General features: G+C 43.0%; 20 protein-coding genes. 14 read left to right on the forward strand and 6 right to left on the reverse strand.

Features of this window, described 5'->3' with window-relative positions; genetic code table 11:
• Positions 1-4: 4 nt before the first annotated feature.
• Positions 5-1,126, forward strand: a complete 1,122-nt coding sequence (locus tag GA520_RS24400) for a Wadjet anti-phage system protein JetD domain-containing protein (RefSeq protein ID WP_163336019.1) — start codon at positions 5-7, stop codon at positions 1,124-1,126.
• A 168-nt stretch (positions 1,127-1,294) separates the two neighbouring features.
• Here the strand turns inward: GA520_RS24400 and GA520_RS24405 are convergent, their stop codons facing one another.
• The 5 genes from GA520_RS24405 to GA520_RS24425 are packed head-to-tail and all read right to left on the reverse strand — an operon-like array spanning position 1,295 to position 5,920.
• Positions 1,295-1,648 (reverse strand): recombinase, encoded by a 354-nt coding sequence (locus GA520_RS24405; protein WP_163336020.1) that lies wholly within the window; start codon positions 1,646-1,648, stop codon positions 1,295-1,297.
• Positions 1,649-1,657: 9 nt separating this feature from the next.
• Positions 1,658-2,380, reverse strand: coding sequence for a hypothetical protein (locus GA520_RS24410; RefSeq protein ID WP_163336021.1), 723 nt, complete (start codon positions 2,378-2,380; stop codon positions 1,658-1,660).
• Positions 2,380-3,822, reverse strand: a complete 1,443-nt coding sequence (locus tag GA520_RS24415) for an HD domain-containing protein (RefSeq protein ID WP_240910035.1) — start codon at positions 3,820-3,822, stop codon at positions 2,380-2,382. The genes GA520_RS24410 and GA520_RS24415 overlap by 1 nt, the downstream gene beginning before the upstream one ends.
• A complete protein-coding gene (locus tag GA520_RS24420) occupies positions 3,819-5,183 on the reverse strand; it encodes a type IV secretory system conjugative DNA transfer family protein (protein WP_163336022.1) in 1,365 nt (454 codons plus the stop codon). The genes GA520_RS24415 and GA520_RS24420 overlap by 4 nt, the downstream gene beginning before the upstream one ends.
• The gene (locus GA520_RS24425; RefSeq protein WP_163336023.1) at positions 5,180-5,920 is read right to left on the reverse strand and encodes a hypothetical protein; all 741 of its coding nucleotides are present in this window, start codon (positions 5,918-5,920) and stop codon (positions 5,180-5,182) included. The genes GA520_RS24420 and GA520_RS24425 overlap by 4 nt, the downstream gene beginning before the upstream one ends.
• Before the next feature lie 217 nt (positions 5,921-6,137).
• Between GA520_RS24425 and GA520_RS24430 the strand changes: the two genes are divergently transcribed.
• Complete coding sequence (locus GA520_RS24430; RefSeq protein ID WP_163336024.1) at positions 6,138-7,247, forward strand: hypothetical protein; 1,110 nt, start codon at positions 6,138-6,140, stop codon at positions 7,245-7,247.
• A gap of 232 nt (positions 7,248-7,479) precedes the next feature.
• Here GA520_RS24430 and GA520_RS24435 read toward each other — a convergent pair whose 3' ends face one another.
• Positions 7,480-10,446: an NACHT domain-containing NTPase gene (locus tag GA520_RS24435; protein WP_163336025.1), complete on the reverse strand. Its 2,967-nt coding sequence runs from the start codon at positions 10,444-10,446 to the stop codon at positions 7,480-7,482.
• 553 nt (positions 10,447-10,999) lie between these two features.
• On the opposite strand from GA520_RS24435, the gene GA520_RS24440 reads away from it, so the two are divergent.
• From GA520_RS24440 to GA520_RS24495, 12 genes are all read left to right on the forward strand, one after another.
• A complete protein-coding gene (locus tag GA520_RS24440) occupies positions 11,000-11,695 on the forward strand; it encodes a hypothetical protein (RefSeq protein WP_163336026.1) in 696 nt (231 codons plus the stop codon).
• Between the two features lie 104 nt (positions 11,696-11,799).
• A complete protein-coding gene (locus tag GA520_RS24445; RefSeq protein ID WP_163336027.1) occupies positions 11,800-12,774 on the forward strand; it encodes a hypothetical protein in 975 nt (324 codons plus the stop codon).
• Positions 12,775-12,876: 102 nt separating this feature from the next.
• Positions 12,877-13,278 (forward strand): single-stranded DNA-binding protein, encoded by a 402-nt coding sequence (locus GA520_RS24450; RefSeq protein ID WP_163336028.1) that lies wholly within the window; start codon positions 12,877-12,879, stop codon positions 13,276-13,278.
• A gap of 89 nt (positions 13,279-13,367) precedes the next feature.
• Positions 13,368-13,850 carry a JAB domain-containing protein gene (locus GA520_RS24455; RefSeq protein WP_163336029.1) on the forward strand — a complete coding sequence of 161 codons (483 nt, stop codon included), beginning with the start codon at positions 13,368-13,370 and terminating at the stop codon, positions 13,848-13,850.
• 85 nt (positions 13,851-13,935) lie between these two features.
• The gene (locus tag GA520_RS24460; protein WP_163336030.1) at positions 13,936-14,763 is read left to right on the forward strand and encodes a DUF932 domain-containing protein; all 828 of its coding nucleotides are present in this window, start codon (positions 13,936-13,938) and stop codon (positions 14,761-14,763) included.
• A gap of 657 nt (positions 14,764-15,420) precedes the next feature.
• Positions 15,421-15,612: a helix-turn-helix domain-containing protein gene (locus GA520_RS24465; protein ID WP_163336501.1), complete on the forward strand. Its 192-nt coding sequence runs from the start codon at positions 15,421-15,423 to the stop codon at positions 15,610-15,612.
• 50 nt (positions 15,613-15,662) lie between these two features.
• Positions 15,663-18,938, forward strand: coding sequence for a helicase-related protein (locus tag GA520_RS24470; RefSeq protein WP_163336031.1), 3,276 nt, complete (start codon positions 15,663-15,665; stop codon positions 18,936-18,938).
• Positions 18,935-19,306, forward strand: a complete 372-nt coding sequence (locus GA520_RS24475; protein WP_205749185.1) for a four helix bundle protein — start codon at positions 18,935-18,937, stop codon at positions 19,304-19,306. The genes GA520_RS24470 and GA520_RS24475 overlap by 4 nt, the downstream gene beginning before the upstream one ends.
• Positions 19,307-19,984: a DUF4391 domain-containing protein gene (locus tag GA520_RS24480; RefSeq protein ID WP_163336032.1), complete on the forward strand. Its 678-nt coding sequence runs from the start codon at positions 19,307-19,309 to the stop codon at positions 19,982-19,984. It abuts the gene before it with no gap.
• Positions 19,985-20,016: 32 nt separating this feature from the next.
• On the forward strand, positions 20,017-22,122 hold the full coding sequence (locus tag GA520_RS24485; protein WP_163336033.1) for a site-specific DNA-methyltransferase: 2,106 nt from the start codon (positions 20,017-20,019) through the stop codon (positions 22,120-22,122).
• Positions 22,119-23,153, forward strand: a complete 1,035-nt coding sequence (locus GA520_RS24490; protein WP_163336034.1) for a virulence RhuM family protein — start codon at positions 22,119-22,121, stop codon at positions 23,151-23,153. The genes GA520_RS24485 and GA520_RS24490 overlap by 4 nt, the downstream gene beginning before the upstream one ends.
• Complete coding sequence (locus tag GA520_RS24495; RefSeq protein ID WP_163336035.1) at positions 23,153-26,218, forward strand: type III restriction-modification system endonuclease; 3,066 nt, start codon at positions 23,153-23,155, stop codon at positions 26,216-26,218. Before GA520_RS24490 ends, GA520_RS24495 begins: the two co-directional genes overlap by 1 nt.
• Positions 26,219-26,225: the final 7 nt, after the last annotated feature.

Here is a 26,225-nt window from a genome sequence, read left to right on the forward strand (position 1 = left end):
TACAATGTATTATGATAAGGCTATCGTCACAACTCTGAAAAAATTGATTCTCAAAACGGCCATTACACGTGCCAAGGGTAAGCAGCAATGCGTCTTTCAGAGTAAATCTTTTTATAACCTGCTTAAAACCAAAACATCTTATAGCCAAACCGATTTGAATTTAGCCCTGGAGCAACTCTTCCAAGAAGAATTCTTGTCGGGAAGGTTCACTAAAGGCCCTTTTCAGATTCATGGCAAGATCACAGTTGATGTACCAAAAAAAGACCTTCCTGATCACGAACAAGATTGGGTGAATATTTTGGGAAAAGGAGATCTTGCCGATAATGAGAAAATAGCGTTGTTGTCGGTTGGGCCAAAGCTCAAAGGTTTTTCGCGAGATCAAATGTATTCAATATTTTGCGCATTAATAGAATTACGTTCAGATCAAGCAAAATATGCAGGTAAAGCCATATATGATGTAAGTGCAAAATACTTTCTTGGTTCCTCAAAATTACTATCTACCATCCAGGCGGAGGCCAGGGCCTTTGGTATAAATTTAGATTCTTTCGCCTCTTCATATAGATATATTTCTGTCGCCGGCAACAAGAATCCTGATGCGGTAATCATAGTGGAAAATCCGCATTCTTTTGAAACAGCAGTTCAAGCCGATGATAAACTCCAATATAGCTGGATTAGCTCATATGGGTTTGGAATTGCCCTCGAAAAAGACCTTAAATATGGGGAAATGCTGGTAGGTAATTTAACCAAGGAAAATCATGAGGGTGTGATCCGGTTGACCAGAAAAGGCAATCCAGAGCAATTGTCGACCCTTCTTTCACATAAAAACCTTTTCTTCTGGGGGGATCTTGATTTAGGTGGCCTACAAATCTTTCTAAAATTACAAAAAAACTTGCCTCACCTAAGGCTTTCCGGGCTATACAAATATTTGGCTGAAGAATTTAGAACTGGCAATGCACATCCCTATACGAAAGCAGTGGCCAAAGAAGGGCAACGGCCATTTTCGGTTGAAAATCAAGAAATAAAAGAACTACTTGAGATTTGTCTCCAGGGTGGAGTAGATCAAGAGGTTGTTTGGCGTGATGAGATAATGTCGTTTGCAGGCGTAGGGTATAATTCTCAAGATTGATACAGTAATTTCTTATGTTTAGTATTGCTGCAACACACCGAAATATCCTAAATATCTCTGAAAGTTAAAAAAGATAAATTATTCATAATGCTCTCTTTAGGTTTTGGTAGAATTTCTGTAAAAACAGTATGTTGATTGAAATAGCAAAGCATCTCTTGTCTTGCAAGGTTATTCTTGGCTTTCCTCACCATCAGTTTTCATAAATGCATCAATCTCACGGGGAGTGTAGTAGCGAAAGCGGATTCTTTTGCTTAATCTCGCCGTATAGTCTGAGAAAGCCATAACAATTTCTCGTCCCTCAGCCATTAGCTCTTCACCTTCTTCGTGTGAAATGCCATTCATTTCTCCTAGTCTGGCCTTGAAGTGCGCATAAGCCATGTCAAATTGCCGTAGAATATCGAACATGGTTGAACCAAGAGGGGAGTTTACTTTAAGGACCCGAGAGCCACGTTCTTTGGCCATATTGATTTTTTTCTCCTGGATTTCCTGCCAGGATGGTTTTGTGTCATTTTTTTCGGCCATGTATGCCTCCTACAGTTGGGCTGAAATTGTTCTTTTGTTCTTTCTGACTTGGTACCTATGCCATAAATCCAGAAAGTACACTGAGCCGTACGGGAAAATTGCAGCCACAAGCATAATGCCTGCAGTTTCCGTCGCCACGGGAAGTAAATGTGGTTTAACCTCAAAGAATCCGGCATAGATGTTCTGGGCCCTGGCTCCAAACTGCTGGGCAAGTTTCCAGATATTTTCTGGTGTGCTTATCCGGTAAAGCACAAGATATACAACATATAAGAGGAAAGCCTTGATCAACAGGGACATTGCCCTTCCCATGAGCAGGGAATTGATGGCCTTCCTGGTGATGTTGCCGACATAATAGCGGCTTATATAACAGCACATGCCAGTGTTCACCAGCAACACAAGGTAAGGAATACTGCCGAAAATGAAGTGGCTGAACCAATCCAACTGCTTGAAGACAAAAGGAAATAGATAAAAGTGAAATACCGGAAAGAGCAACACAAGGGCAAACCCTTCGTGAAAGCCACTTTTCAGTCCTATCTTGAAAAAATCGAGGGTCCGTTCAAGTGTAAGGAATTCAGCCGGTATGTTCTGCCCTTTGCTTTCGATGACGAAAAATTGCTGGACTTCGGAAATGGCATTCAAGAGATTCTTGGGCCTATAAATCCTGCCGCTATCGGTCGTGATAATCTGGGCATTGGTATCATTTGGCCCTTTGTTCTCCCATTCCCTGCCCATCAGTTTTCGTGTTCCGAATTATCACTGTCGAGATAGGGACTGACTTTAACGATATCCCGCAGCATCTGTGGTTTAGCCTGTTCCATCTCTGCAACAGATCCAAACGATTCAGCATGAAACGGTGTGTAGTAGCCTTTGATAGTTTTGCCGATTTTCCGAGTCACATTAAAGTATCCTCCGAAAAAGGTGTCTTTTATTAGCCCCCGGTCAACAACATCATGCTCGGCTCGGAGCTGATGAACGATAGTGAATAAGACACCTCGCATGGATTCGTCCTTGTGTGCCATAGTGGCGATTTCCATACAACCTGCCTTTTCTGCCATTTTTCGTGCTACCTCTTCGAGCACTTTGGCCTGAAAATACACATGACCATCAGACATGGAAAAAGCCAGAAACCTACGGCCAAACATTTTGTTTATATAGGGTTTCAGATTATCCAAGAACTGTGAAGCCTCGAACCATGAGGAAATGTCAACCAGTTGCGGTGTAGTCTTCGGCTTTCTGGAATTGGTATCGTGTCCTTCGTTATAGATGTCTGCTTGAGCTTGCCATGCTGCATCGTTTTTAGTGTTTTGATCAACTGTGGTAGCTGATGGTGGTGCGTGTTCCTTGGTATCCGCAAAATCTTTTTGTAGGGTGGTACTCTCAAGTTCCTTTTGTCTTGCTTGCTGGTCGGCTTTTTTCAGTGTTTTGCCGAGCAATCCTTTTGGCATCTTATGGTGGAGTTTTATTGCCTGAAGAATTTCATCTTTCTTCGGAAGATTTTCGAACTCGGAAATTCCAGCAAGTGGGCGTCCAGCGGCAAGGGGATGTTCTCCCAAGGAATAGAGATACCCTCGTATGGATTCAAGTTTGCCCAAGTCATGAGCAAGGGCTGCTATCATTGTGTCGGGGATAACATGCCAGGCCTTGTTTTCAGAGAGAAGCTGGACAACTTCTTCGGCGACGTTAAGAGAATGATCCAACAGGCTTATTCTTGCCAGAAGCTGGTACGTGTTTTCATCCCATCCTCCTTCTACATCCCCACGAATGTCAACCACTGAAGGGCACTGACCTTGCTGATCGAGTAACGACAATAACCGAACGCAAACAGCCTTTTGCTGCGGAAACTTTTTAAACCAAACACTATTAAGATTGTTTTCCATGAATGCCGTTGCCCGGGGATTTCGAAGTTGGGTGGTTTTGTTGTCCTCAGAGAGAGACTGCTCGTCTCGCCATAAAGGGGAAAGCTCTGAAATATGGATTTCTTTGGTGTCTTCCTCTGTCCATAGTTTAGACAAGTCTCGTAAATGAATAGTGTTCTGAACAACGGTTTCCTTCTTTCTGCTCAAGGCCAAAACAGCAATAATGGTCATAATGAGCACGACAGCGAGTATTAGAAAACTACCATTCCAGCCAATTGCTCTGAGCCAACCGATGATGGCTTGTATTGCCTCCTTCATCTCTCACGGTTTGCTGCCGCCATAGTCGCTTTCGCCAGATCCGGAAAAGTGACTTTGAGTGTACTGTCATGAACTGTTGCCGTCTTTCCTTTATAGGTGCCGGAATAGGTGTTCAGAAAAATTTCCCGGGTGGCCATGTTCAGGACTTCAGTATGCTTGATTCGGACTTCTTCTGTCTCCCGGATCGAGAGTCCACCCCCGACTGATATAATTGGTGAGAATCGTTTTTCTTCACCAAGATGCCTGGAAACATAGCTCGCTGTGTTCGCATCCGGTACCCGCATAAAAAGTTTGGTGTTGCAGTTATCCAGGATGGTGTTAGCTCGGTCTTCTCCAACTTCGGCATAGAGCTGACTAATCGACTGGCAATAGCCATGGATATAGACACCAGCTCCACCCGCTTTGGCAAAGAGATCCTCTATACCGTTGTAGAGTACTGACTGGGCCTCATCTATATGGAGCACAAGGGGAGGGGTGACGCTTTTGCCGCTGGAGTAGACCCGACCTACAAAAGCTTGGATCATGGAGATGATCACCTTGCCGGCAGTATAGGCCGCTCTTTTGGTCAGGAGTGAACCCAGCTGAACAACTAAAATGATTCCTTTGTCCTGTTCCAGTCGTTTGATGAATCGATTTTCATCAGCTTTGCCGATAATCTGGCCCACATTTCCAGATGTTAACTCGGTTAAGGCCACACGGAGTGAGCTTGCGACTTTGGAATAGTAGTCTGCCGGAGTCGAGAGAATTTTCTGCATATCCCTTGATAGCTGTTCTGCTTCAGGGGTATTGATATAATCAAGTTGCTCCTTCAGTCGCTCCAAGTCCTGGTGGCTGATATGATTTTTAATGTCGTTCAGATTAAACGAAGGAGCTGCTCCGTTCACTTCGGCCAGCATGATCAGTGCCTGCACCACCACCAGGCTCACTTCGTAGGCTACTCCGAAAAAATATGGCTCCCGACCAACTGCAACTCCTGCTGTGATATGGGCGACCAGTTCTTCCGGCATGTAATATGAGGAAAGTGGATCAAGAATTGCGCTGAATTGTGGAAATATTGGAGTAATCAACATCAGGTCATGGAGACGGCCGGTAGCATCAGCCAATTGGGTGATTTTTGAAAAGAGATCGATATCCCCTTTGGGGTCAATTGCTACCACTGAATAGCCCTTGCTGATGTCCTGCTCGATGATATGTTCCATCAACCTTGTTTTTCCAACTCGGGTTGTACCAAAACACCAGAAATGCCCTTTGCGGAAATTATCTGGAAAGCCTAAATCTACTATTGTCTCCGGACGATCAAGGTGAACTCCAGTCCCGATATGCGTCCACTGTTCCTGTTGTTTTTTGTGCTTTCTGGTCATTTGGCATTCTTTAGGAACCTGACTTCCATTTTTTCGCGAAGTTCACGTGTGACGGCAATAATTACTGATTTTGGTAGCTTCTTGGATGTAAGGACAAAACTTTTATGTCCCACATATCGTTTGGTACAACGTATTGAAACATTCTCCGCTGAAGCACCAAGATGCTCCGCCAGCAGAGTTTCCACCAAAGTTTTGGATACCCGATCGACAACGATTTTTAGTCTGGCGGTGCCATTAAGCATAATCGGATCGATTCGTCGGAGGTGAAAGGCTCGTTTCATGCCTATGGAGAAACTTCTTGTGTCACGTTCGTGTAAGCCGATTCGGTTTAATGGGCACATGGCAAGAATCTTTTCACCGGGAATGATTTCAGTTTCTATGTGAAAATTGCCCTCCGAATCGCGAGCTGCAATTTCACCCCAACGAAGTTCTTTCTCATGATATTTGTAGCGGTTGGTCTGTTTAAATAGAGCAGCTTTAGCCAAGTCCTCTTCAAGGTGCTTTTTCAAAGTATTCAAACCTCGCATTTTCGTAACATCAATCAATTGCTGCCTGATGACACCGCCTGTCTCATTGTACGCAACGGCCTCCACCTGTAGGTCGTCCCGGAAATGCACCATCACCTCAAGGCCATACCATTTTGACAGCATTGATGAAAATGTTCGTTCAATCTCTGTCATGGTTTCGGTCATAGTCATCCTATGTTTCTGGGCAAATGAAGCTATGATATCCTGCATGAACTCTGCATCCTTTTGGTCTAGAGGAAGAGGGAACCTATGTTTGTAAGTTCTATAACCCTTTTTCGGGAGGGATGACGGTTTGCAAGGTCGGAAGCAATACTTTCAAGGATGTGTTGGATTTGTTTGATATTTAAAGGAACAGTGTTAGGATGGATAGCGCAAATAGCAGAGATAAGAACTGCATGATATCAAATAGAAGTAATCAAAATAAGCGATGAAGAATCAAAAACCTTCCTTAGGAAAGCCCACTCTTGTGGAGGTGGCAGTCAAATATCAAGTTGAGGATCTTCATGGTGCCTCAATCCCTGGAAGTCGCATGACCAAGATACTGGAGCAGTTGGAATCTGGTCAGTTACTCTCCAATTTCACTCTAGAGTATTTGCGCCAAAAAGGTTTCCACACACTATATCGCTATGCTCAAAAAGAAATTTCGTTTGCCGACTATCTGAAAGCAGCTGAAAATGAAAAATATGAACGCTGTTCTGCCGCTGAAATCAAGGCCCTTAGAGAAGAGGCCGAACAGAAGCGAAAGCGAGAGGCCTTACAGGCCAGGATGAGAAGGGAGCAAGAATTAGCGGCTGCGAAAAAGCGAGCCTTTGATAACGATCCAAAGAATATTGCAAAGGCCAAGCAGAATGAGTTAAGGGCGAAGTACGATCTCTCATATTTTATCGAGAAAAACTATTTTCCAAAGGTCATGGACATTCTTCGTCGAGTTGATAATGGCATTCGGCTATCCGAAGAAGATATCGTTTGGCTGTCAACCAAAGGTAAAGAATATTTTACCATTGAATTAAGATTAGAGTACCACAGGATTGAAGCTGAGTTTTATGCTGGTGAGTTTAAAAAAAATAGAGATCCATGGTCCGCTGTCAATGCAAGCAGTCACTATCGCAAATGTGGAAGAGCGAAAACAGCTGATTCAATGCTAACTACAATTGGCGTAACAAAGTTAAAGAATTCAAGGTTGAAATCGGCCCTCTGTACAACACACGGTGGTGTAAAACGTGACCTAAGAAAATTGGAAGATGCGCTCAGCCTTGGAGAACAAGCACACCTGCTGACTCCAAAGGATTATCGTCCTTGCACGTTATTGGGGGCGGTGAATATTGAAATCGGCAACTACAATCTGGGCCAGGCTTGGTATAAAAAAGCTGTCGAACGAGGAGCTAGTGAAAAGTCTGTAGATGATGATCTGCGAAGCATTTTCATGCGTGCAGAAAAATCAAAGCAGGAGGAGTTGCGCGATCACCTACTCAGGATCGATCCCGTCCGCTACAGCTGGGTGAAAAGGAACCATGGGAATCGAAGGAAAAGTGGCTGAGGGTAGCCTTTTTCTTGGAAAGAAGAAGTGTTGCTCTTCGATGTAGTTGAGAAAATTTCATATCGGTTATCTGGGGAAATGACATCTTAAACGATTGAGAAATAGCTGTTCTCAGCCCTGTCACTCAAGGCGTTTGACTATGCATTCAGAGTTTGTCGCAACTCAACCTCTTTGATATTTGTCACAGAGGCTGGATGAACTTTTTTCCTGAGCGTGTTTTTTCATTTTATTACTAAATGAACATTTTTGTGACTTTTTCAAGCTCAATGCAAGCTCCACCTTGTTCAATATGGTTAATAATTGGGTGGTAATCCGCTGCAATTTTATACTGCTTAAATGTAGGTTTTTTAGGATCATTATAATCAATAACCACATTTTCACTTAACAGTATTGGTAGTAACTTTGAGGTAAATACCTTTGATCTTACATGTCCTTGTTTTTTTGGATAAAAATTACCTCTGTTGTAGAATATTCTGAAAAATTTAACTAATTCATTCTTTATTTCAGAGGATTTGTTTTCAATTTCTTCAGATCGTGTCGTTAAAATATGTTCAATCCCTATTATATTGCAATTTTTGGCAAAAGTATCTTTGAAAAAAACAGGTTTCTTCCCTTTTCTTGGCTCCAGTGACTTAAAGGTAGAGTTTGTAAATCTTGTGTTTTCATCAAGAGGGCAATCCCAAAAATAATCAAATTGTTCAAAAAGGCAATTTGCGAAGACTTTGCTTTTAAAGTTAAAAGTAGCCTTATTATTGTCATGACCAAATATGTTAACTAAACATAAGCCATCAATCACTCCATTTTCTTCAAATACCTTCTCCATTAATGTGGTTCGGGTCTCTAAATCAAAATGTTGAGTAGTTGACGCTTGTAATGCACAAATTATGAAAGTAAACATGGCTGAAATGGATAATTGCAATCGAAATTTATCTGCGCCATCTGTCGAAGATGAAATCAACTTTTTTAGTTCTTCAGTTGCTTCAATAATGAATAGTTCTAGATCTTCACTGTAGGGTATTCTTTCGCAAAGTGCTTTTGTGAAACTGTTGTTATATTTAATATAGCTTCCTGCTATATCGATAACTGATTGATCTATAGATTTAATATCTTGTGTGGCAAGATACTGAACTACATACAATACCTTAAAATAGAAATTGAAAAAATCGTATCTAAAAGAAAGATTATTTGAGGTACAGGTCAACAAAGGATGTCCTTTGATTTTTTCAATTAACTGGTCATCAATTGGGGAGTTAATTGTTGTGGACAAGACTTGCTTAACATCATATATGCTGATAGTTCCATTGTAATCGACTGAAATGTTTGTGAAAAATTTTATTTGCTCATCTATGGATAAATTATAAAGTTTCTTTATTTCCCTTTCGCACACACTGGCAATTATAAAATCATTTTCCACAGATTCAGATAAAATATCACTTTTGTAGTGGGGTGTTGCAGACAAATTTTCACCTTCCTGTTTGATCAAGTAGGCAATCATGTCTAAAACATATGGGATATAAATAGCATCAGGTTCTTCATTTGAGGATTCACTTGTTGCAAATTGTTTTGCATACCGAATAGCTTTATTGACTTTAGATGAATTTTCTTTAAACGATTTAATGAAGAATTCCGTAGCTAATTCTTCATTAAATGGCTTGAGATTTATTTCAGGTATTAGCGAATTCTTTTCAAGAGAGTCCCAAAAATGATCCCGACAGGTGATAATAATTTTTGCATTTTCTTGATCAGCTGAGTAGCTATTTGAAATTGAATCTAGGAATGAGTAAATGTCAAATTTTGACCCAAGTCTGGCTATTACTTCATCTATCCCATCCAAAACAATTATTAAACTTCCATTGTCTACTGATAGTTTTAGTAATTCTTTGTTAAAGCTAGCGCTACTAATTTTCTCACTTGCTAATTGTGCTTGGTAGAAATCATAAATATCGTCTATTTTGTGTTGTGAATTTACACGTTTAGCTAGTTCATCTATGATTTCGTTGGAATCAATAAATAATATTCCGGTATTGGGGTTTTCGTCATATATATGATCTAGAAATTGCTTAACTAGCGTCGTTTTCCCAATTCCTCCATACCCCTTTATTAGTAGTAACGGCTCAGCTTTCTGAGTCAACCACTCATTGAGTACATTGAATGCTGATTTCTTCTCAAAGCCTGGAATGTCAATTAGGCTTTCTACATAAACAGGAAGGTTGTACTTTTCATAGTCGAGAAAACAATCTTTATATAAAAATTCATAACCAAACTCGTCTATAAAATATACATGTTTGGTTTTGAATATGGTTTTAATATTTATTTTTCGCTTTTCAATATCTTTTAAATCTGGTTTTTCTGTCAGAATTATTAAATTATCAAAGTTAGAAACGAGTTGATGACTTTTAAGATATCCGAAGGTTTTTCCTTGGCTTGAACTTTCATGAATGTATAAAAACTCTTTGACTCCCCCAAAAGGTTCTGATATTTTAAATAATTCGAAAATAATATTTTCTTGCCAGTCGTTATGTTTTTTGGGATAGTCAATATCTAAAGAATAGCTTCCATTTTTATCAATATACTGTTGTATTGTTTTTGAAATTGTTCGTTCTTTTCTCTTACCTGGTTCTGCCTCGGGTTTACGAGTAAGGACGATTTCTTTATAAGATGCAAATTCATCTTGTAATTTTGCAAGTTCACTTATATTGGCTAATCTCACAGAATCACTCTTTTGCCCTTTTCGGACTAAAACTGCCCCCTGATCGAGCGTTCTCGTCTTTGTTTTTAATTCTGACTTAATTTCAGTTAGGTAAGGAGTACATGGTATTTTGAAAACTAGAATTTCTGTTTCATTAATTTCTACAAACTCCACGCAGAAGGATATGAGTGTCGGGTTAGTATAGTTTTCTAATTTCTGCTTCACCTCCTTCTTGAATTTGCCTAGATTTTTCAGTATGTTGATCTTTTCCTGATCTATGCTGTAAAATTTCGATTCAATCTCATCAAACCCAATTATTAAATACCTATCCTGTCCGACATAACCTAAGTATCCATTGGCCAATGATATAAGGTCCTTAATAAACTCACCCCATTTATCACCTTTTTCAACTCGAGGAGTAGTGTCATCCCAATACCATTCTCTCTTAAATTCCAATATTGGTGATTCGTCTTCCAAGAGCTTAGTTTTAACAACATTTTGGTTGATCATGACATTGTCCATTTTAAAATGTTTTCTTAGAACTAATTGGGGTGCAATGGTTTTAGTAAATAATGGTCTAATATTCGTGCAAAGTATCTATTGGCATTAGATCTCTTTTCCCCTTGATTTTTTTATACTTGAATGTAACTATATAATCAATATTCCACTTGTTTTGCACAAGTAATCTCTCTTCGTGGGGAAATAGCTGGACGCTTTTGTTTGTAGGCATTTATAGACACGATGCATTTCAACAGATCGTCCTTGGAACACCTCGAATGCCTTGTCTATCTGTAAAAGACAGTTTCATCGCACAAGCGAACTTCTTTTATTACAGCAAAAGCTGGCGCACTCCATTGCAGATTTCTTTTTAGAATCTCTGTGCCTCTTAATTCCACACTATTCAATGTCCGGCAGGTAAATTTCACGACGAATCTTGTGCGTGATCTCTTTTGTAGTTGCCCGGCATGTAGTTCGTAATTCACCATAATCCTATCAACGGGAGAGCAAACATACTCCCGACCGGGGACATGTTGTCTCTCTCACATCACAGGAGGAAACAACAATGTCTGAAAGCAAAAATCTTACAAAACAGGTTGAAAAGATCAATGCAGAGCTACGCGGTTTTGGCCGAGCTGCTGTGCAGGAGATCAAAATGATGAAGGATGGCAAAGTCATTGGCCAGGTTCGCTATGGATACAAGCCTCAGTATGTGTTTGATGCTGTAAATAGTATCCTGCTCCCGGAAAACTGGCGCTACGAAGTTGTGAGTAAAGAAATCTTTGATAGTCAGGTAGTTGCAGAGGTCCGGCTCTTTATCCGTGTGAAAGATGATGAGTGGATCTGCAAAGGATCGCAGACGGGGCAGATGCAAATCGTGAAGGGTAATGTCGGTGACTCCTATAAAGGGGCAATCACGGATGCTATTCAAAAATGTCTGTCTCTGCTTTCTATTGGAACTGATGCGTATAGAGGATTGCTTCGTGATGTTTATCTCACTGGTAATCGTTCTGCTACCACATCGCCTAGGCAACAACCAGAGCAACCCGTTGCGTCACAGCAAGAGCCCGATGCCAATCACGCTTCTCACAATTCTCACAAATCCGATCTGCCTAAGATCGCTGGAATCGATTATAAGCATAGGGATGGAATTGTTATAGCTGTTGGCAACTCGTTTGATAAAAAGGAACTGCTAAAGTCTGCGGGTTTCAAATGGGATAAGTCGGATAAAAACTGGTTCAAAGAGGTAATAATGCACTAACGCTTTATCCATCTAAATCTTTTCATCTCACCCAATGAGGGAGGACATTGTTTCCCCTCCTGGGATTCGTGTGTCCTCCTTTTTTCCTACGGAGAAAATGACACATGGATATCAAAACCACACTGCTGACAAGTCTGCGCAAGCTGGCAAAACAACACACCGAAGAGACTCTTGGCGATCGTAGCAATTACCTTGGTGCATCCGATATCGGATATTGCCCAAGAAAAGTGATCCTGGAGAAAATAAATCCAACCGAGCATGATTTAGCGACCCTTCTTCGTTTTGAGCGGGGGCACATGGCTGAGGATATTGTTGCCAACGCTTTTGCCGCCGCCGGGTACTCAAATTTCGAGCGACAAGTTGAAGCTGTAGTAGACAGCGACGTTCCTGTCAAAGCACATATCGACTTCGTTTTCACTTCACAAACCCACAAGATAAAATCCGTCCTGGAGACAAAGAGCACGAGTAATATTCCCGACGATCCGTATGGCTCCTGGGAGTCTCAGCTCTACATCCAAATGGGCGCACTGGCCGAAAAATTCCCTGATTACACAATCAGAGGTGCGTTTATAGCACTCGACCTCGCCAATGGTGACGTTGAATTTTTCAACGGCTACTCCCCACAGAAAACCATCTTTAATGGATTACTCAGAAAGGCTGAATCTCTCTGGTCTGATTATCAGGCAATACTTGGCAATAAAGAGATCGAGCTTGATACAGACCCAGGTCCCCTTTGTGGATTTTGCAATCATTTGACAAGCTGCCCCAGATTTGAGGCCGATGAAGTCCCTCAGCTGGCTGCGGTTGTAGATGAACTGCAGCAACTGCAAATCAAAGAGAAGAAATACAAAGAGAAAATTGGTCCTCGCAAGCAGAAGATTTTTGCCATTGTGCAACAAAGGGGATCAATTAAATCAGGCGGTTGCGTTATCAGGAAGGCCACGAGAACAAGAAAACATCTCGTTACCAGTCGGCTTGATAAGTTTTTAAGAGATCATGGCAGCTCCATTGCCGAATTTCAAGAAGACCGCTCTTTCTCCTTTCTGGAGATAAAAAAAGCAAAGGCCAAAACAGCGTAACCCAGTCAAAAGGCTACCCGTTCTGGGAGATCATTTTCCCATGGTGGGGATTGGTATTTTTTCAGAACTATTTTCACTCATTCATTACTCAAGGAGAACAACATGAACAAGGCAATGATAATCGGAAACGTAGGCAATGATCCTGAAATGCAATACACCAAGAATAGTGCTGCACCGGTGACAACTTTGTCTATTGCTACAGCCGAGCACTGGAAAGATTCGGAAGGTAACAAGCAAGAACAGACAGATTGGCACCGCGTTGTTGCCTGGGGAGGTATTGCCGTCGTATGTTGTGAACATCTCAAGAAAGGCGATAAGGTCTATATTGAGGGAAAACTCCGTACACGGAAATGGAAAGATCAAGAAGGCATTATCCGCTACACCACTGAAATAATCGCCAGAGAAATGGAGATGCTCGGTGGTCAGGGTAGTAAGAATGCCGCAAATATTTCACAAAACAGTAATAGCGAAGAACCACCGCTGCCAGAAGAGGTCCCATTCTAATGGATTGAACAAACAACCATTCACCTGACCAGGGGAATCAATTCCCTGGCATGGGGCATTGCTTTCCCTGGACAAATAGGAGGAAGCCAATGCTCTTTGTAAAAGATCAGGATGGTGAATATCATCCTGCAACGAAAAAACTGGTCCTTACTGAGGCAAATAAGCTCATGGGCTACCAATTTCGACGCGGTGCCTTGATTCTCTCTTCAGAATGCGCCAAAGCGGTTATTGGCTGCAAGCTCCGTGGCAAACAGTGCGAAGTTTTTGCCTGTTTGTTTCTAGATTCCAAGCATCGGGTCCTTGCATTCAAAGAGATGTTCACAGGTACAATCAACGCGACAACAGTCCACCCACGAGAGATAGTCAAAGAAGCTCTGCAGCTCAATGCTGAGGCGATCATCCTGGCCCATAATCACCCATCTGGTGGCAGTGAGCCAAGCAGCCAGGATATTTCACTGACTTCTACTCTTGCCAGTATTCTGAAAGTTATAGATGTGCGGATCCTCGACCACCTGGTAGTTGGTGATGAGGTAACCGCGTTTTCAGATCTGGGACTTTTGCCAGAAAATTAACTCACATCCCATAACAAGGGGCAGACATGTCCCTTCAAGGGAGTGGCTTGCCCCATTGATGCACAAAAAAATCAAGGAGGCAGGTATGAACGCGCTTAAAACTTTAACCAATGACCAGATAATTTCTCTCTCACCGGCCGCAGGATCTCTTGCTCCCATAGATGGAGTTTCGTCCAGGTATTCATTTGTACCGACCTTAACGGCGGTGGATTTACTTCGTGATGCAGGATGGATTCCGATCCATGCTGAACAAAGTATAGTACGCAAAGCTGAAAAGGAAGGGTACCAGCGGCACCTTATCCGTTTTGCCAAGAACGGTTTATCGTTTGATGGAGAACGGGTTGATCTGGTTCTGTTCAATTCCCATGACTGTGGCTGTGCCTTCAAGTTGATAGCATCGGTATGGCGGCAGATCTGCGGCAACGGATTGATGGTTGCCTCTGAATTTGCGAACTTCAGCCATAAACATATTGGTTTTAGTTCGGAAAAATTTATCCATTCTGCGGGCGAGATAGCATCCGCAGCCGGAACCATTGCTGATCGGGTTGACGAGATGAAGGTAATCGAGATGACTCCGGATGAGCGAGGCGTTTTTGCCCAGGCAGCGCATAGCCTGATTTATGATGAGCCCGACCACGCCCCCGTGCAACCACATCAATTGCTTGATGAACGGCGCTACGACGACAAGGGTAATGATCTCTGGACAACATTCAACGTGATCCAGGAAAATGTCATGCGTGGTGGCCTCAAAGGCATTAGCAGGGGCGGCGACGGACGACTTAGGAGAACAACCACACGACCGGTCAAAGCACTTGATCGAAATATCAAACTGAACCAGGCTCTTTGGTTCCTGACGGAAAAAATGGCAGAGCTGAAGAACGTCGAGGGGGATCTTTCGACTGTATCGGCTTAAACCGTCATTTACCCTAGCCGTCTCCTTCGGGGGACGGCTTTTTTTATTCTCTTCTTACAGAGAATCGAAAATATGATATGGAATAGAATATGAAAATTAACTGAGAAACCCATAGGAATAACATGTGTTTTGCGTAATAAATTCAATTTATCCCTACTTTGGTTTCATAATATTACGAATATCGCAGACAATTTTGACGGCCAACAAAGACCTGCAATAACGGATTAGAAAGCGACATCTTTTGGAGTGGCAGGTGGAAAATGCCTGAAAATTCGGGAAACTGTAAACAATGGCGTGATGGAAATATTGTAATTGCCCTATATTAGGGAAGAAAAAACGAATAAACCAGTCAAAGAAAGGAAAAAAGGAAGAAACAGCGTATAGAAAGAAACAAAGAAACCCAAAAGTCAGCTAGCACTCCAGCCTGCTCTGTTTATCTGCTTCCAATCAGCACACGCAATCTCTCCTCTGTTTACATAGAAGTAAATTCAGTTAAATCCGACGAAAACAGGAATTAGCTTGTTTCTTTCAGCTAATCTATATAGTTTTAACCCTGTTTAACCTAATCTGGCCGGATAGTGCATGCATGGTTACGCTGTGGTAGAGCATCCAGGCATGCTTGTTAGGCCGGTTCTCAAGAGAATGATGGAGTCGAAGATGGAAGACAGGTGGTTATCTGTTGACGAAATTGGCGAATATCTCGGAATCAAAAGAGATACGGTCTACAAGTGGATTAGTGAAAAAGGTATGCCAGCCCACAAGGTTGGTCGCTTATGGAAATTCAAAAAAGATGAAGTTGACGGGTGGGTACGTAAAGGAAGTGCTGAATCGTCTGGAGAAACCAACTGAACATATAGGCAGAATGTATTGAATTAAAATAAGATAGGCGGCAAGAAACCATGCAAATTCTGGACAATATCAATACCCTTTGGGGAGATGATCTGAAAAAGACTGTCAAGCCGGGTGCCAAACTGAAAATTGCAGCCTCTTGTTTTTCTATATACGCCTATGAAGCACTGAAAAAAGAGCTCGAGCAAATTGAATCGCTTGAGTTTATCTTCACGGCCCAAGCTTTTGTCCCCAATGAGGTTACCGACAAAGTCTCGCGTGAAAGAAGGGAGTTTCATATTCCCAAACGACAACGTGAAAGAAGCCTATATGGCAGTGAGTTCGAGATTCAACTGAAAAATAAGCTCACCCAAAGAGCAATCGCCAGGGAATGTGCAGACTGGATTCGACGTAAAGCAAGCTTTCGTTCAAATGTTACCAAAGCACCTATGCAGCAGTTTGCCTGCGTCAACAAAAGAGATAATGACTCTGCATATATGCCTTTGCATGGCTTTACAGCGGTTGATCTTGGCTATCAGCAAGGGGATGCGGTTTCCAACTTTATAACCAAGTTTGAGGATGCCCCCTCCACTCAGACCTGGTTAAACCTCTTTACCCAGATTTGGGATGATGATACGAAGCTCAAAGATGTAACTGATACGATTTGTTCCCATATCGAATCGGTCTATCAGGAAAATTCGCCGGAAAAAATTTATTTCCTGATGCTGTACAACATATTCAACGAATTCCTCGAAGATTTAAACGAGGATGTTCTGCCTAATGATCTCACAGGTTATAAAAACAGCGTAGTGTGGAACAAGCTGTTCAACTTTCAACGTGATGCTGCCACGGGTATTATTAATAAACTTGAAAGCTATAACGGTTGCATCCTTGCCGATAGTGTCGGTCTAGGTAAAACATTCACAGCACTTGCCGTTATTAAGTATTATGAACTCCGTAATCGCTCTGTCCTCGTTCTCTGCCCAAAGAAACTGGCTGACAACTGGCTCAACTATAATCGGAACCTGAAAACCAATATTTTCGTTAAAGACCGTTTGAATTACGATGTTCTCTGTCATACGGATCTGCAGAGAACGAGTGGTGAGTCCTACGGTACCCCGCTAAATAAAATTAACTGGGGAAATTACGACCTTGTCGTTATTGATGAGTCGCATAATTTTAGGAACAATGACGCTTATAAAGACAAGGAAACCAGGTACCAAAAGTTGATGAACACCGTGATACGGGATGGTGTGAAAACGAAGGTTTTAATGCTGTCAGCGACACCCGTAAACAATCGTTTCAATGACCTCCGGAATCAGCTGGCACTCGCCTATGAAGGAGAATCGCAAAATCTCAGCACAAAATTACGTACCGAGAAGAGTGTTGAAGAAATATTCAGGCACGCTCAGACCGTTTTTAACTGGTGGTCAAAGTTGCCAGCTGAAGAACGAACAGCTCAGGCAATTCTGAATGCTCTAGACTTTGATTTCTTTGAGCTCCTCGACAGTGTAACGATTGCACGGTCGAGAAAGCATATTGAAACCTTTTACGACACAACCGATATTGGGAAATTCCCGGTCAGAAGAAAGCCTCTCTCATTTCGTTGTCCATTAACCATGCGCGGAGATGTCATAGGTTTCAACGAAATCTACAAGCAGCTTTCTCTCTTGAAATTATCCGTTTATGCCCCGGTCAGTTACATTCTCCCAAGCCGCTTGCGGAAATATGAAGAGCTCTATGATACAGCGGTTGAAGGTGGCAAAGGAACGTTGCGGCAGGCGGATCGTGAGAAGAGCCTGCAGTCGCTTATGACAACCAATCTATTGAAGCGCCTGGAAAGTTCAGTGGAGTCATTCCGGCTAACCTTGGGCTCATTGGAAAAGAACCACCTGCGTATGCTCTCTCAAATAGAGCAGTTCAGACAGTCCGGAGCAGATTTTTCCATCCATGATCTGGCAGACTCCCTTGGCGATCTTGAAGCCGAAGATGACGATCTGACCGGACTGGGAGACTTTATGATTGGTGGGAAGGTGCAGGTGAGTCTGGCAGATATGGACTTGCCCTCATGGGAATATGACCTGAAAGCTGACCTTACCATCATTACCGAACTACTCAACGAGATGAAAAAGGTGGGGCCGAACGACGACTCCAAACTGCAGCATCTCAAAAAGCATGTTGTTGATAAAATCAACAGTCCCATTAACTATGGGAACAAAAAAATCGTTATTTTTACTGCTTTTGCAGATACGGCAAACTACCTCTACGATAACCTGACTGGTGACCTCCTTGAAATGGGTGTACACACAGGCAGAGTGACCGGCAAGGATACCCCAAAGACCACCTTGAAAAAGGGCTTTGACTTCCAATCAATACTCACACTGTTTTCCCCGATCTCCAAAGAAAAAGCGTTGATACTCCCTGAAGAGCAGGGTGAAATCGATGTGCTTATTGGTACAGACTGCATCTCAGAAGGCCAGAACCTGCAGGATTGCGATTATCTCATCAATTACGACATTCACTGGAACCCTGTTCGAATTATTCAGCGTTTTGGCCGGATTGATCGAATCGGCTCTCTCAATGAATCCATTCAGCTCGTCAATTACTGGCCCGATATCTCACTCGATGAATATATCAATTTGAAAGAGCGGGTGGAAAACCGGATGATTATTGCCGATGTTACTGCAACAGGTGATGACAATGTGCTGTCAGCTCAGGCAAACGATGTGAGCTATCGGAAAGAACAGCTCAGACGACTCCAGGATGAGGTGATAGAGCTTGAAGATATGAAAACCGGTGTCAATATCACCGATCTGGGGCTAAACGACTTCAGGATGGATTTGCTGAATTATATCAAAACTAATGGTGACTTAGGCCATTTTCCCCATGGGCTTCATGCAATTATTCCTGCCAATAAAGAAATAGGGTTAACACCTGGCGTAATCTTTACACTGCGCAACAGAAACTCCGGCGTTAATATCAATCAGCATAACCGACTGCATCCATACTATCTCATTTATATCAGCGATAATGGCCAGGTGATTGCTGATCATACACAGGTCAAATCCCTCTTGGATTTAGTGCGAACCAGTTGTAAGGGAGTCGCAACACCTCTCCAGGAGCTATGCAGAAAATTCAATATTGTCACAAGAGATGGCCGCGAAATGGACCAGTATTCAGATCTGCTGGGACAGGCTATCCGGTCAATGATTGAGGTCAAAGAAGACGAGGATATAGACAGCCTCTTTACTGGCAGGAGCACTAGTGCACTGGTTGATACGATAAAAGGGCTTGATGATTTTGAGCTGATTTCCTTCCTCGTTGTAAGGATGAAGGATGAAGGATGAAGGATGAAATGAAGGATTTGAAATCAAGAACTAAAGAATTTGCACTTCGGATCATCCGCCTCTACACCGCACTGCCAAAATCGACGGAAGCACAGGTGATAGGAAAACAATTGCTTCGCTCTGGCACTTCTGTAGGTGCACATTATCGAGAAGGAACCCGGGCGCGATCAGATGCAGAATTTATAAGTAAGATAGAAGGTGGTTTGCAGGAGCTTGAAGAAAGTTGCTACTGGTTAGAGTTGCTACTTGAAGCAGAAATCATGACCGAAAAGCAGCTTTCTGGTTTGATGCATGAAGCGGATGAACTTACGGCAATACTTATTACATGTGTCAAAAATACCAAGGTTAAAAAAAGGGAACGCAAATAAATGAGTTCATCCGTCATCCTTCACCCTTACGCCTTCCCCAAAGCAGCGGCCTTCGGACGAATGGTTGCCAAAGGAAAAATCTACGAATACGCTACACCAACAAAGAAGGTAAAGGAGCTGTTTGTTGCCCAGGTAGAAAAAATCACCTGGTCCTATAAACTCTCTCCGGCAACGATAAACCTTCCTGCAAGTGCAGGTGTAGAGGAAATACAGATTTTTTCTGTCAGGCTAAAAAACGGAGATTTGTCCCACGAAGTTTTACAGACTGTTGATAAGGCGATTCCTTCACCTATTCTGTTTGAGTTGCTGTTTAAAGGCAGAACCAGATATGTGGGAGCGTATAAGCGACCAAATGAAGCCGATAAAAACAAATGGGTAGTCAGCAGTTACTTTCAATCAACCTGGATGGACAATGAAACTGAAAGAGTAAATCTTCCGGTTGTTCTCAGCATGGGGGCACTGTATCAGGCTTTTTTAACGGCGATCAGTCCGCTCAGATTCCGAGAAGGTGAAACCCTCGATAATCTGGTTGCAAGGATTGATCTTTTGCGCGTTAAAGAGCGGGAAGCTGAAAAGCTTGAAAACCGGATGAAAAAAGAAAAACAGTTCAATCGGCGTGTTGAAATGAACCGAGCGCTGAATGAATTGAATATAGAAATTAACACTTTGAAAGAGTGATAATTTTCAGTCTGAAATAGAGGGGTTAGAAGGTGGAAAAGTTAAAGATGCACAGCCCGAATTTTACCGAAGAGAATATTGCAAAACTTGCGGCTTTGTTTCCAGGATGTGTAACCGAATCGATTGGCGAAGATGGGACCCTGAAAAAGGCGATTGACTTTGATCAGCTCAAGCAGGAGCTTTCTACCAATATCGTGGAAGGACCTCAAGAGCGCTATCATCTGAACTGGCCAGGAAAACGGGAAGCACTACTTACTGCGAATGCACCAATCGCCAAAACTCTTCGTCCTTGTCGTGAAGAGAGTGTTGATTTTGATAGTACGGAAAATCTGTTCATTGAAGGAGATAATCTCGATGCCCTGAAACTGCTGCAAGAGACATATCTAAGCAAGGTGAAGATGATTTATATAGACCCGCCATACAACACGGGCAAGGACTTCATCTACAAAGACAATTTTACCGTACTAAAGGATGAGTATGAGAAAGCCGCTGGCGAACGCGACGAGACGGGAGGAAGGCTTGTCAGCAATCCAGAAAGCAGAGGGCGCTACCATTCAGACTGGCTTTCCATGATCTATCCGAGGCTTTCTGTCGCAAGACATCTCCTGTGCGACGAGGGACTTATTTTAATCAGTATTGACGATACGGAACAGGCATCACTACGAAAAGTCTGTGATTTAGTTTTTGGAGAGCAGAACTTTGTTGCACAGCTCGTATGGGAAAAAGGCAGAAAGAACGATGCGAAGTTCTTTTCAGTCGGGCATGAGTACATGCTGGTCTATGCGCGGAATATTGTGTTGCTTCGGGAACGAGGTGAGATTTGGCGAGAAGAAAAGCCGGGAGCCAGGGATATTTGGGATGAATTCCTGAGGCTCAAAAAGATTCATGGTGAAGACTATCGCACTATTGAGAAAGATTTAAGCCAATGGTATTCCGACTTACCCAAAAGTCACCCTGCAAAAAAGTGGGCACGATACAAACGTGTGGACAAATACGGTCCATGGCGTGACCGTGACATTTCATGGCCTGGAGGAGATGGGCCCAGGTACCATGTCATTCACCCGAAAACAAAGCAACCCTGTGCGATACCAGAAGCAGGGTGGAGGTTTGCTTCTCCTGAAGAGATGCAGCGTCAGATCAAGCTGGGGTTGGTTGAGTTCCGGGAAGATCATACTGAACCACCTTTTCGTAAAGCCCACATTCGTCCCATACCAGAAGAGTCCGTCGATGAAGAGAACAACAATGATAACGGGACAGAGGACGTAGACGATAATGTTGAATTTGCAACGCAGGTTCGAGGTTCATATTTTTATAAACAATCCCAGGTTGCTGTGAAATACCTTCGCGGATTGATGGGAGCGAAAGTCTTTAGTAACCCCAAAGATCACGAAGAACTTGCTCGTTTAATAGAATATGTAACTCCCAATGACCGTAACGCTATCATAATGGATTTCTTTGCTGGATCAGCTAGTACTGCAGAGGCAGTGTTTAAAGCAAATGCAACTTTTGGCTCAAACCATCGGTTTATAATGGTGCAGTTGCCAGAATCTCTAGAAGATGCGATGAAATCAGCCACAGGAAGTGCGAAGAAGACCGCTCAAGCAGCGATGAAAATGCTTAAAAAAAACGGCCGCCAGATTGTTCTTTCAGAGGTCTCCAAAGAGCGAATCCGATTGGCTGGAATGAATGCAATCGAGGTAGGTGGGCACGAGAGCTGGAATAAAGACATAGGTTTCCGAGTTCTCAAAGTGGATTCCAGCAATATGGCAGACATCTACTACACTCCCGATGCAGTCGAACAAAAACAATTAAGCCTACTAACCGATAACATCAAAGCCGACCGAAGCTCCGAAGACTTACTATTCCAGGTTCTGTTGGATTGGGGTGTTGATCTAACTTTCCCTATTACCAAAGAGACCATCGAGAATCGAGAAGTGTTCTTTGTCGATAATAATGCACTAGCCGCCTGCTTTGTTAAGAACGGTCAGATTACAGAAGATTTCTGCAAGGAACTCACTAAGCGTCAACCTCTTCGGGTGGTGTTCCGCGATTCAGGGTTTAAAGATGACAGTGTGAAAATTAATGTTGAGCAGATTTTCAAGCTGATGTCGCCCCATACCGAGGTGAAGTGCATATGAGCAACCTCGAAAACCATGGCAAAGGTGAGATTCTTGTCTATCAGTCCGAGGGTGGCCAGGTAAAGCTCGATGTACGCCTGCAGGAGGAAACCGTCTGGCTGACACAGCCTCTTATGGCGGAGCTTTTCCAAACAACCCAGCAAAACATCAGTCAGCATATTTTAAACATTTACGAGGAAGGAGAGTTGGCAGAAGAGGCAACTCACAAGAAATTCTTGTCAGTTCGTCAAGAGGGGAAACGGCAGGTCCAGCGTAATCTGGATTTCTACAACCTCGACATGATTATTTCCGTCGGCTATCGGGTGAAAAGTAGTGTTGCCACCCGGTTCCGAATTTGGGCGACTCAGAAGCTGACGGAGTTTATACGCAAAGGCTTTGTTCTCGATGACGAGCGGTTAAAAGAACCGGAGGGTGGCCGTTATTTTGAAGAGTTGCTGGCCCGTATCCGGGATATTCGCAGCTCGGAAAAGATTTTTTGGCGTAAAGTGTTGGATATTTATGCCACTAGTATCGATTACGATCCGAATTCAGAAACATCCAAACTGTTTTTCAAGCAGGTGCAGAACAAGATGCACTGGGCTGCACACGGACATACCGCTGCAGAGCTTATTTATCAACGGGCGGATGCTGAGCAACCTCGTATGGGCGTTACCAATTATCCCGGTTCCAAACTTCTCAAGCGCGATGTGGAAGTAGCCAAGAACTATCTGGCAGAAGATGAACTGAACATCCTCAACCGGATTGTGACTGCATATCTTGAAATGGCGGAATTACAGGCATTAAACCGTAACCCCATGACAATGCAGGATTGGACCGAGCGCCTTCATCAATTCCTGACCATGACTGGTCGGGAGCTGTTGACCCATGCAGGAACAATTAGCCACGAATCAGCTATGGTGAAAGCGCATGAAGAGTACGAGAAGTTTCGCCTGAAACAACTGGAAGAACCGACGGACGTGGAAAAGCATTTCATCGAAGTAGAGCAGGAACTGAAGCAGATCGAAGTCACGAAGAAGAAAGGGGGCTGTTAATGAAGCTGAAATTTAAGAAACAGGCCTACCAAACACGTGCTGTAGAATCGGTGGTGGATTGTTTTAAAGGCCAACCCAATATGACGGGTATCAGCTACCGTATTGATCCGGGAGTAGCAAAAGCCGACTCGCGCGGCTATCGGCCTACACATATGTTTGAAGGATCCGGCTTTAAGAATAGTGACCTTGCCCTGAACGAACAACAGGTTCTTGAAAATATCCAGCAGATTCAGCGACTCCAAAATCTCCCGCAGTCAACGAGCTTGGTGAAAACCAAAGTCTCTCCTGTGAACCTTGATGTCGAGATGGAAACCGGGACCGGTAAAACCTATTGCTACATCAAAACCATCTTTGAGATGAACAAGCAATTCGGCTGGACCAAGTTTATCATTGTGGTGCCGAGTATTGCTATCCGAGAAGGTGTATATAAATCATTGGAGATTACGGCGGAGCATTTCCAGGAGACCTACCATAAAAAAGTCAAGTATTTCATCTATAACTCCAAACAGCTTCATAACCTTGAGAGCTTTTCGTCTGATGCCGGAATAAATGTCATGGTGATCAATGTCCAGGCATTCAACGCACGAGGAAAAGATGCAAGGCGTATATACGAAGAGCTTGATGACTTCCAGAGCCGCCGTCCAATCGATGTGATCAAAGCCAATCGGCCCATTTTGATACTGGATGAACCGCAAAAGATGGAAGGCGCAAAGACCCTGGACTCCCTCAAAGAATTTAATCCATTGTTTATCCTGCGCTATTCTGCAACCCATAAGACGCAGCATAACAAGGTCCACAGGCTTGATGCCTTGGATGCATACAACCAAAAATTGGTAAAGAAGATTGCCGTTCGGGGTATCTCCGTAAAAGGTCTTTCCGGCACCAATGCCTATCTCTATCTTGAATCGATTGAAGTTTCCACACAGACGCCTGTTGCTCGAATTGAGATTGAGACCAGGCAATCAAGCGGAATCAAGCGAATCATTCGGAAGCTTAAGAAAGGAGACAATCTCTATGACCTCTCGGGTGAACTGGACCAATACAAAGGTTTTGTTATTGCAGATATCAACGCTATCACGGACACGGTCGAGTTCACTAACGGTCATCAGTTGCAGGCAGGAGAGGCAACCGGGGATGTAAATGAAACGACCTTGCGACGGATTCAAATCCGCGAGGCAATTAGAGCGCATTTCGAGAAAGAACAGGTGCTTTACCAGCAGGGTCTCAAAGTTCTTACTCTGTTTTTCATTGACGAAGTGGCGAAATACCGCGTGTACACCGATGCTGGTGAAGCAGGTGGAGAGTATGCTAAGATCTTTGAAGAGGAATACACGGATATCCTGAGAGGGCTCAAGCAGGATCTGTTCATGAATGAAGGTTACAAGAAGTATCTGGATGGTATCTCTGTTGACCGCACTCATAACGGATATTTCTCAATTGATAAAAAAAGCAAACGGATGGTTGATCCAGTCACCGGTAAAAAATCAACCGAAACTGATGATGTAGATGCCTATGACTTGATTTTAAAAGACAAAGAGCGTTTGCTCTCTTTTGCAGAGCCGACCAGGTTTATTTTCTCCCATTCCGCTCTTCGGGAGGGTTGGGATAATCCTAATGTCTTTGTTATCTGTACCTTGAAACACAGTGACAACAGCATCTCCCGCAGGCAAGAGGTTGGGCGTGGACTCCGTATTGCTGTCAATCAACTGGGTGACAGGCAGGATGATCCGGCAACAGTGCACCAGACCAATATCCTCACTGTTGTTGCCAGTGAAAGTTATCGAGATTTTGTTACCGCACTTCAAAAGGATATCAGCGAATCCCTTTCTGAACGACCACGTGTCGCCGATGTGAAATATTTTACAGGTAAGATCTTGCAGACTCCTTCCGGCGTTGTAGAGGTTACGCAGGAAATGGCAGAAGGGTTAGAGTTCTACCTCATTCAAAACGGCTATGTGGACCGAAAGAGAAACATTGCTGAAAAGTTTCATGAAGCAGTTAATAACGATAACCTTGCGGACCTTCCAGAAGATTTAACACCATATAAAGAACAGATCTTTCAGCTCATCCAGAGTGTCTATAGTGATGCACAGTTGCCTGAAATTGAGAACGATCGCGGTGCAAAAACAAACCCTTTAAATGCCAACTTTGAGAAAAAGGAATTCAAGGAGCTGTGGAACAGAATAAATCGTAAGGCAGCATATAGTGTTCATTTTGACAGTTCAGAGCTTGTCGAAAAATGTATACAGACCTTGAATATGCAGCTCAGGGTAAGTCCGCTGCAATATACCATTCAACGGGGAGAACAGGCAGATGGAATCAGCTATGACCAAATGAAATCGGGTGATAGCTTTGAGGTGAGAGAAACATCTACTGAATACAACGGGCATTCCGTCCATTCAGCGGTAAAGTATGACCTTATTGGCAAAGTAGCTGAAAATGTCCAATTGACCAGAAGTACAGTCACTAGCATCCTGGCAGATCTTGAAAAACCGGTGTTTGCCCAATTTAAAACCAATCCTGAAAATTTTATTTCAGAAGCTTCACGACTGATTCAAGAACAAAAAGCCACCGTTATCATTGAGCACTTAACATACGATGCGATTACTGAAACTCACGACATAGACATCTTTACGGATAGTCAGAGTAAACAGGATTTCAGCAAAGCTGGAGACCCACTGAAACGACATATCTATGATTATGTAATCACTGACTCGAAAATAGAGCGCACCTTCGTACAGGAACTTGACACCAGCTCGGAAGTAGTTGTTTACGCCAAATTACCAAAAGGATTCTCAATCCCCACACCGGTTGGAAACTATAACCCTGACTGGGCAATTTCCTTCAAGGAAGGATCAGTAAAGCATGTCTACTTTGTTGCTGAAACAAAGGGTTCCATGTCCACAATGGAGCTTAGACAAATTGAAATAACAAAGATCGAGTGTGCTCGGAAATTCTTTGATGAGATAAATCGGAAGATCAATCCGGAAAATGTGAAATATGATGTGGTCAATAGTTTTGGAAAGTTGATGGAGATTGTTGGAGCAGGTGCAGTTACATCTTAATGGGGGC

The organism is Desulfopila sp. IMCC35008 (assembly GCF_010646885.2).
GTDB lineage: Bacteria > Desulfobacterota > Desulfobulbia > Desulfobulbales > Desulfocapsaceae > Desulfopila.